At 23.4% G+C, this 6,762-nt stretch carries 4 protein-coding genes; 2 read left to right on the top strand and 2 right to left on the bottom strand.

Translation table 11 applies throughout. The features are described 5' to 3' along the window. Positions 1–620 precede the first annotated feature (620 nt). Positions 621–1,511, top strand: coding sequence for a plasmid replication initiator TrfA (gene trfA, locus GJT88_RS02315; protein WP_168895350.1), 891 nt, complete (start codon positions 621–623; stop codon positions 1,509–1,511). Between the two features lie 48 nt (positions 1,512–1,559). Next, positions 1,560–2,219: a prephenate dehydratase domain-containing protein gene (locus tag GJT88_RS02310; protein ID WP_168895349.1), complete on the top strand. Its 660-nt coding sequence runs from the start codon at positions 1,560–1,562 to the stop codon at positions 2,217–2,219. An 11-nt stretch (positions 2,220–2,230) separates the two neighbouring features. On the opposite strand, the gene GJT88_RS02305 is transcribed toward GJT88_RS02310, so the two are convergent. Together GJT88_RS02305 and GJT88_RS02300 are read right to left on the bottom strand one after the other, a co-directional pair. Beyond that, positions 2,231–3,520: a glycoside hydrolase family 28 protein gene (locus tag GJT88_RS02305; RefSeq protein ID WP_168895348.1), complete on the bottom strand. Its 1,290-nt coding sequence runs from the start codon at positions 3,518–3,520 to the stop codon at positions 2,231–2,233. A 236-nt stretch (positions 3,521–3,756) separates the two neighbouring features. Further along, positions 3,757–6,639 carry an inverse autotransporter beta domain-containing protein gene (locus GJT88_RS02300; protein ID WP_168895347.1) on the bottom strand — a complete coding sequence of 961 codons (2,883 nt, stop codon included), beginning with the start codon at positions 6,637–6,639 and terminating at the stop codon, positions 3,757–3,759. Positions 6,640–6,762 lie beyond the last annotated feature (123 nt).

The following is a 6,762-nucleotide window of genomic DNA, read 5'->3' as shown; positions in this document are numbered from 1 at the left end:
AACTTTTATCTTTTTTTAATAAGTACACATATTTTTTTACGAATAAAAATTAAAACTTTATCGAACTAAGGAAACTTCATTTACTCTAAATTTTTTATTTGTGTGTTGCTAGATGATAAAACATTTTTTAATGTAAATCAAGCTATATAGATGAAATTTTATGGATACTTTAAAACTACTAAAGAGTAATTATAAAATATTACAAAGGAAATATAGAGTAATTATATAATTCTTATAAAATAACTATAGAATGATTATAAAATGACTATAAAATGATTATAAAATGATTATAAAATGATTATAAAATGATTATAAAAGATTTTTATTTTTTAAGAAAGAAAAAAGTATGTACAGGGGGCTACCTGCTATCCCGAATTTTGCTACCTGCTATCCCGAATTTTGCTACCTGCTATCCCGAATTTTGCTACCTGCTATCCCGAATTTATTAAAAAATAGTATAAAATTGACTCTTCTTTGAATTTTTTTTGAAACTAAAAATAAATATATGAAGTATAAAAAAAAAGTTGACATTTTATAATATATCTCTAATATAACTCATTGTGTTGTCTTTCGTTTTGTTTGTGTGTTTATTTTTCTTATAAAGAAAGTAATTAAGTTTAATGCGTAAATCAATCTATAGTAGAATACATTTGTTAGTTCAAAAGAATAAGTGTAGAAATAATTTTTTTTCTGTGAAGGAGGATAAAAAAAATATTTTTACAGATAATTTTAATAAAAGGGAGAATTTTGATTTTAATTTATGTAAAAAAGAAAATTTTCTACAAAAAAATCTCCTTCTTGTATCTAAAACAAAAAGAGCAATACCTAACATTATGCTCCGAAGTTCTCTTTTTGGTATTGTAAAGAAAGGTAATAGAAAATATGAAAGAAATATCTTAAAAACAACTTTAAATGGATTATTTATAAGATTTACAGGAGAGAGTTTAGATCAGTCAGATTTAGATGTTTGGTTAGAATGTTTACATCGATTAACAAAAGTCCCATTGGGAGAAAAAGTGATGTTTTCTACTCATGATTTTCTAAAAGCTATTGGGAGAACAACAGGTAAGAGAGATTATGAATGGCTAACATCATGCTTAATAAGACTTTCTATTTGCAGTATAGAAATAAGCTATAAGAATTGTTTTTATATGGGGCATTTATTACATGAGTGGTATAAAAATATTAAGAATAAAAAACACATAATTGTACTTAATAAGAAAATTATTTCTTTTTTTACTGATTCAATGTGGACAGGAATTTCTTTAAAAGAAAGAAGAAAACTAAAAGGAAAATTTTTATCTCAGTGGGTTCATTGTTTCTATTGTTCACATAATGATCCTTTATGTTATAAAGTTAGTACATTACAAAAATTATGTGGAAGTAAAATAAAAATGTTATGGAAATTCAGACAAAATTTAAAAAAATCTTTATATGAAGTTGCTTTTGCAACAGGATGGGAATGTTGGATAGATATTAATGATATTGTTCATGTAAAAAAATTGAAGTAAAATGTTCTTGTTTTAGTTAATGTAATTTTGTTATTTTGTTTTGGAAAAATGATTAAAAAAAAAATATATTCCGATATTTTAACTTCTCAAGTTAATTGTGTATTGAATTACAATAGTATTGATTTTATAAAAAAGAATAAAAATACTTTGATAAGTTTAGCTTTTTTAGGTCCTGTAGGGAGTTATTCACACTTAGCTAGTTTAACTTATATTAATAATTTTTTTTATAAAAAAAAAATTATTAATATAAGTTGTAACACTTTTGAAGAAATTTTTTATTATGTTGAAAAAGATTATATAACACAAGCTATAGTACCTATATCTAATAATTATTCAGGTCTTATAAAAGAAGTCTATATTCTTTTAAAAAAAAGTTCTCTTTATATTAAAGAAAAATTTGCAATACCTATTAAACATTGTTTAGTAACACGTACAAATTTTTTTATTAAAAATATAAAAACAATTCTTAGCCATCCTCAACCATTTGAGCAGTGTAGTTTTTTTATAAAAAAATATCCTCATTGGGAAATTGAGAATTGTAATAGTTCTGCATATGCTATGAAGATAATTAAAAAAAATAAATCAAAATATTTAGCAGCGATAGGGAATGAATTAGCTGCTAAATTTTATAATTTAAATATTGTAAAAAACAATATTTCAAATAAAATAAATAACGAAACAATTTTTTTAGTTTTAATAAAAAAATAAATTAATTATAATTAATTTATTTTATATAATTGACAATTATTATCATTAATATTATTATTTATTTTGCCATGTATAGTAGTATTACTTTTAATCCATATCGAACCAGTTTTAACACTAAAATTATTTAAAAATACTTCAATTATTTTATTTTTATCAAAACCATTAAATTTTAATGTTCCTGGAGTTAAAATTTTAACATTTTTAAGAAAAATATTTTTAAATTCAGGAATTTTATTTCCTTGTTCTTTATCATCGTAATGTGCATCAAAAAGAATAGGATTTTTAACATTTATAATACAAATATTTTCATAATAAATGTTATTTACTATTCCCCCCCTTGTACTATCACTTTTAATTCTAATACCATTTATTGTATTACTTAAAGATAAATTTTTAACTAAAATATTATGTACTCCTGTATTTGTTTCACTCCCAATAGACATCCCATGTCCCAAACCAAAATTATTATTTATAATGGTCATATTTTTTGATTCACCGGAATTACCAGCTTTTATTGCTATATTATCATCTCCTGTACTTATTTTTGTATGTGTAATTGTTATATTTTGAGATGATGATGGGTCTATACCATCTGTGTTGCGAGCTTCTGAAGGAGTTTTTATATTTATCCCCCAGATAGTCAAACCATCAGTTTTATAAGGTACAATATGAAAATTTGGAGAATTTATTAAATTTAATTTATATATAATAGAATTTTTTCCTGATTTAATATCAATTAAATGGGGAGTATTTTGTTTTTTATTTTTAAATTTAGCTTCAGTAGATAATTGCCACCAAGTGTAATTTTTATTATGTAAAATATTTCCACCTTGTCCATCAATATATCCAAAACCATATAGTCCACTACTATTACCTTGTATAGTTATAAAAGGTTTACACCCCTTACCTAAATTATCTAATGTCCCACATGTTTTATTTCCTAAATCATATAAAGAAGGGTCTGGGATAGCAGATAAAATTACCTTTTTATCAATAAATAATCCTCCATAAGAAGGTATATATATTGGGCCTGAATAAAAATATAAATGTTTAGCATCATCAGATGCTTTTAAACTAACAATTTGATGTTTTTTAGCACAAAGTAAAACTGCTTGTTGTATATCATTTGTTTCAACTTTATCATTAGCTATTAATATTTTACAAGATTCTGGGATTATAGGTTCTTTAACATGACGTGTATCTTCTGCATAAACATAAAAACTATAAAACATATTTATAAAAATAAAAAATACATAAGAAAAGAAAAAATATTTTATTTTTGTGAAACATAATTTTTTCATTTTTTTAATTAATATTCTAAAAATAGCATTTAGTAAATATAATACTTATTTTTTTTAAAAAAAATATTTTAAATCAAAAAATATTTAAAATAATATATTTTAAAATATAAAAGATACACTTAAATATTATTTATTTGTTACCGAAAAATGGTGAATACTTTATTTAAAAAAAAATATATAATCAACAAAATCCCAACTAAAAATCTTCTTATTAAGAAGATTTTTAGAATCAAAAATTAACTTCCAAATTCTTCTAAACCATCTCCTGCATATAAATTAGTACATAAAACAAGATACGCACTATTATGAAGTCCTTCATAAAATATTCTATTTGTATAATCCAAATACCAAATTAAATGTCTAGGTGGATATTGCCCCCATTTTTCCGAAGAAGACCAAACACCACTAAAAGTAGATACAATAGGCCATCCATGCAAATTGAGTAAAATATCAGCTGGGTATTGACTACTAAAATCATTTAATAATGACCTAATAGGTATAAAATATTTCATTGTGTTACAATATTTAACGGCATTATCATATGTCAATGTCCCCCAGTCTTCATTTGCATGATGATATACGATATCTGATGCATATTCCCTTTCTAAAAATGGTCTTCTAAATCTCGTTTTAGCATTTAAATATACATAATCATCCATATAACCATACATTTGTGCTTTATTACTATCTGGACTGGTAATAACTTTAAAAATTAAATCTATTTTTCTTGATATATGGTCATCAGCTGTAATATCAATTGTAGTTTGAACTCCTATACCATGGGGGTCAGAAACTTTAATTTTCAATACACCATTTTTATTTGTTTTAAAAGAAAAATGTCTACCCACAAAAACATGATTATTAGATAAATCCTCAATATTTAAAAAACCACTATCTAAACGTATTTTACCCTGTCTATCTTTAGATACTATAGTGTTTATTTTAATATCAGAATTTTTTACTATATTTCCTTTCTTATCAAGAGTAGTAATAATCAAAGTCATAGGTTCACTAACTTTGGATATAAAAAAAATATGATCAGTTTGTATATTTAAATAATCAGTAACTGGTGGAGAAATTTTAATTTTTGCACTTAATTCTCGATTTATTATATTATCAATTTGAACTTTTATAAATCCCTGACCTATAGAAGAACTACTAATGTAAGCCGAATAAGTCCCTAAAGGATTTTCAATAACTTTACTAAAGTGTATATTATTTTTATTTAAAATACCATTTTCTAGAAAAACGAACTTTACATTTTTTAAATGCGACATAATATTATTATAACTATCTCTTGCCTCAAAAGTTATTTTTGCCTGTTCTGTATTAACTAAAAAATTTTCAGGGTAAATATTTATTTTTGAGTAATTTTTATTTATAGGTGGAGGTAAAACTTGAATTTTTACATAAGTAACATCTTTATTATCTTTGAGATCATATACAATTAATTTTAATACATAAGAATTATTTCTTACGTTTAGAAAATCATAATTTGGTAATTTAATTATATAATCATGATCATGATCATGATGTATAATTTTGCCTCCATTATCTATGAATCTTTTATTAATATAAAAATTTGAATTTTTAAACCCCCATACGCTATTGATTTTCAGTCCTAGAAAGTTTTCACTATTTGGAAAGTTTTTTATTTCTTTATTTGCAAATGCTTTAATTATATATTTTCTTCTATATTCTAATATTATGTTATTGTTCCTATTTACAAAATCATATCTATGATTATAAACAGATGGAAAAAAATTTTTTACTGCTGAATGTATTTGTTCGTACCAAGAAGAATTTAGTTTAAAATTTACTCCAAAACCAAAATGAATATTATTTTTACCATATAAAGTATGAGATTTACTCAATGTGAAAGTTAACATTGGTATGGGATTATATACAATATTAGCAGTAAGAATAGAGGGAGACAACAGTTTTTTATGTCCTATTAAATTGATGTTTGGTGTAAAACCTATATTACCTATATACTTAGAATATTCAAGTTGAAAAATAAGATTCGGTAATGAAGGTAAATGTCCTTCTCCTCTAATGTCTAAACCCATAGCAGGTCTTTCAAAAAACTCGTCGTTATTTATATCTATATTGTTATTACGCAGTTGATTATTACTATTAAGTTTTTTGTTAAGAGGGTCTTCATATCGACTCCATCTACTTAATCCTAAATAAGTATTTAAATTTAGTTTGAAAAGATCATCCCAAAATTCTAATCCTACTCCGGTTCTAACATTTTCTAAAGAAATGTCATAGTCAATAAAATTATTTATCCCTAACATATATTTTTTATTTAAAATAAATTTTCTTAATCCTAAACCAAAGTTATATTGAAAACGATTGTCTGTTTTATGTAAGCTCTGTTGTGTAAAAAAAATTATATTTTTTTTTTCTATTAGAGGTAATAAAAATTTTAATTCGAAATCACTAAGATTAAGATTATTATCTAAGTCCACTTTAACTGAACTATTTCCATTTACTTTGAAGAAATGAAAAATATCACTTATTCTTGATTGAATTTTATTTCCTAATTTTGAATTAATTTTATTTACAATGTTTGTTTTAATATCATAAAAGAGAGACTTATATGATAATCCCATTAGAAAATTTTTCACTTTAATTAAGTCGTGAATTAAGTCTTCTTCTTTTATATTGTAAGTATATCTATAATTATATCGTTGGTCATACAAAAACCCTGAGTTAAAAGTATTATAATTATAATTAATATCGTTATTGTTGAAGTTTCTATGATTTTTTTGCCAATAAAAACTACCATTATGGTGGTAATGGTGGTAATGGTGGTATGGAAATTTTTCTCTGTTATATTTTCTGTTATGATCAATCGCATATTTCTTGTTTAAGTAGTAATTTAAATGATCATAATCATATTTGTGATGGTGGTTGTGATTATTAGCATTATCGTTTTTTCCAAATTCTGGTTGTAGGAGAAATTGATCATATATATCATCTTCCTCATATTTGTCATTTATAGGTTTAGTTGATAAATTGTTGTTTCTTTTTATAGATAGAAAAAAGTTTTTTGACTTTATATTATTTATTATTTTTTTACTTTTTACTATTTTATTCCCTACTTTTGACATTTTTTTGAAGTTAGTCCTTGTGGCATGAGCACAATTAAAATTGAATAGTAGTATTATTACAAACGCTTTTGCTAAAAAGTTAACTCTCTTAAAGATTTTATAAAATAAAAATTTTTTTCTCAT

Origin of the sequence: Enterobacteriaceae endosymbiont of Donacia tomentosa, from assembly GCF_012571135.1 — a bacterium.
GTDB lineage: Bacteria > Pseudomonadota > Gammaproteobacteria > Enterobacterales > Enterobacteriaceae.
Note: the sequence above shows the minus strand (reverse complement) of the source record. Positions and strands in the feature narration are given on the sequence as shown.